The 2855-nt window shown below is 57.8% G+C and carries 2 protein-coding genes; one reads left to right on the forward strand and one right to left on the reverse strand.

Annotated features, from left to right (window positions below; all coding sequences use genetic code 11):
* Positions 1 to 1253 (reverse strand): peptidase M8 (locus tag NW858_RS10590; protein ID WP_414520461.1); only part of this gene is annotated, 1253 nt, incomplete at its 3' end.
* Between the two features lie 178 nt (positions 1254 to 1431).
* On the opposite strand from NW858_RS10590, the gene NW858_RS10595 reads away from it, so the two are divergent.
* Positions 1432 to 2700: a class I SAM-dependent methyltransferase gene (locus NW858_RS10595; RefSeq protein WP_414520462.1), complete on the forward strand. Its 1269-nt coding sequence runs from the start codon at positions 1432 to 1434 to the stop codon at positions 2698 to 2700.
* The last annotated feature ends 155 nt before the right edge of the window (positions 2701 to 2855 follow it).

The raw sequence follows: 2855 nt of genomic DNA on the forward strand, positions 1-2855 counted from the left end.
ACTATGCCATAGGGGAAAATGCCGATCCCGGGCCGGGGAGAGCCACAGGGGCCACCTTGGCCAAGGGTCCCCCCCGGAGCGCTAGGGCCAGAGAGAAGCCGGGCACCGGTTACCTGCACCAAGATGTCGTCCACCCGGCGATTGACCAGCGCTGTTGGCGGGAAACCACCTGAGCAGAAACCGGCCTGCAGTATTACGGCAGCATCGGGCAGATCGCCGGTGATGATCTGCTCCCAGCGCCGGGCCGCTTGCAGAACAATATCGCGCTGGGAAGGGCTGAGGCTATTGTCGATAAATTCAACCTCGATGTTGAAGCCGCCGGCAGGGGGAGAAGCTGTAGGAGCAGGAGTAGGTGCCGAGCCAACCAGAGCAGTCCTAAGCTGGAAAACGCCTGTAGCACCACGGTCGTAACTGCTAACCCGCACCAAGTAGTTAATTCCAGCTTGCACAACCAAGTCTAGCTGGGAATTCCTACTCCCCCCAAAGTCGTCGTTTTCGGCAATTACCTGCCCGGTAGCCTGGTTAACGATGAAGAGGTAAGTATCAAACTCGCTGCTGGAAAGCTGGATCCGCACCGTTTGCCCCATGGACGCGCTGAGCAGGAAGTCCTGGATGAAGTGATCCGGGCGACGGGGATCCCGCGGACTACTGGTGGTCAGGCGACCCGTTACCGTCTGCGGCACCCCCAGGATGGTGATCTCATCAGGGGGTGACGGCGAGGGCGAGGCCGTGGGGGAAGGAGTAGGCGAGGCTGTCGGTGGGACAAACCCCGGCCCCGGCAACCTGGCTGCCTGTTCGGGCGTCAGGTTAAGGGGAGGCTGTAGCCGCAGCACATTGTTGACAAAATCGTTGATGCGGTTGGCGTCGCGGGTTCGCAGAGTGTCAATGGCAAACAAGATGGCCGCGTCGCGAATCGTTCCCCCCCTGCCGTCGCCATCGAAGTCAGAAATGGCAACTGGGTTGGGGTTGGCCGTGGTCACCTCAGCCAAAGTTATGGGCGGCTGCACCCGCAAAACGTTGTTGACAAAGCTAACAATCTGGCTGGGCTGGGTGATCCCGCTGGCGATGGCAAAGGCGATGGCGACATCGCGGATGGTTACCGATTGGGGGTTGCCGTCGTAGTAGGCGGCAGGGGTGGAGGAGGGCGTCTCTGGACGGCTGATCAAGCCAGGCCCCGTGGCCAGGCCGCAGGCTGCCAGGATCCCGAAGAGAAAAGTTACCGCCAACAGCAATAGGCGTCTGCGTGAGCCCATGGAAAAAACCCCCCGGCAGGATGAGATCAACACTAAGGCAGCGCTATCAAAAAGCTACCAGCAAAGATTACCCGCTTCAAGGCCAGAGGAACGCCGGAGAGATATAGATTGCTGGCTGTGCAGTACGATAGGGAGCGTGCTAAGAGTTTGGGATACCTAAAAACACAGGAAGGCCGCCATGGCAGAGAAAGTTGTGTCCAACCCCGTACAGGCGCAGTTTGACGAGTTTCCATACCCGAACGTGCCGATTGAGCAGACGGTTACCGACAACCTGGCCTTGTTTGCCAACAGCCTCACAACAGCCAGGTACCTGCGGGATCGCAAGGTAGTCATGCCAGAAGGCAAGGTGATGCTCAATGCCGGCTGTGGTTCCGGCTGGGAAACTTTGGTTTTGGCAACCGCCAACCCCGGCGCTCGCTATGTGGGAGTGGATATCTCAACCGAATCTGTCAAGCTGGCGGAGCAGCGCTTCAAGTTCCACAAGATCGAGAACGCCAGCTTTCATGTTATGGACATTACCGACATGACGGCGCTGGGGGAGGAGTTTGATTTTATCGCCTGCAACGACGTTCTCTACCTGCTGGAGGATCCGGTGGCCGGTTTGAAAGGCATGCGGCAGGTGCTCAAGCCCGACGGGATCATTCGCAGCAATGTGCACAGCCTTTATCAGCGGCAGTTTATCTTCAACATGCAGGATGCGATGGAGCTGCTGGGGGTGATGGATGAGCCAGCGGCCAAAGCTGTACCGCTGCTGCGGGAGGTGATGGAAGCTCTCACCGATGCCAGCTTTGTGAAGAGCCACTGGAACGGCGATGCCATCAAAACCACAGGGGGAATTCTAGCCAATTTCCTGCTGCGCAGCGACAAGGGCTTTACGGTGCCGCAGGTGTTTGAGATGTTAAGGCAGGCCGGCCTTGAGTTTATTAGCATGGTGAACTGGCAGCAGTGGAAGGTGGAGAGGGTTTTGACCAAGCCGGTGCCCTACACGATGCGGCAAATCAATAAGTTAAGCGAGGAGCAAAAGCTTCACTTCATCGAGCTGGTTTTCCCCAACATGACCCGCCTGATCGACTTTTGGTGTGGGCACCCCGGTGTTCCCAAAGCTGAGCCGTTTACGAACGACGAATGGTGGAATGGCACTGTACAAGCCCACCCGCTTTTGGTGAGGTTGGATGCCAAGCAGGCGTTCCTCAACGCCATTCGCGACAACGGGCCTGTCAACATCAACGGCTGGCCGGGCGCTGAGGGGAACATTACCGTCGATCCTTTCTCGGTGCGCTGGCTGGTGGATGTCTTCGGCCCCTTACCAGTGCCGGTGCAATCGCTGGTTCACAAAACCATGGAGATTATGGACTGGACGCAGGAAGAAGCCTTTAGCCAAGTGTTGGCCAACCTGAAGTTTTTGGAAGAGCGCCTGGTGATTCTCCTAAACTCACCCCTACGGTAAGGGCGACTGCAGTTAGCAGCTCTTCCAACTAGCTTTCTGGGGGCTTTTCAGCGTTATCCCAGCCGCTCCTCGGTCTGGGGGTCAAAGAGGTGGAAGCGATCCATGTCAAAGACCACTTCTGCCCATTGGTTAACGCGAAGCTGGGTACGGGGATC

The sequence above is a fragment of the Synechococcus sp. H55.10 genome (assembly GCF_047502715.1).
Classification (GTDB): domain Bacteria; phylum Cyanobacteriota; class Cyanobacteriia; order Thermostichales; family Thermostichaceae; genus Thermostichus.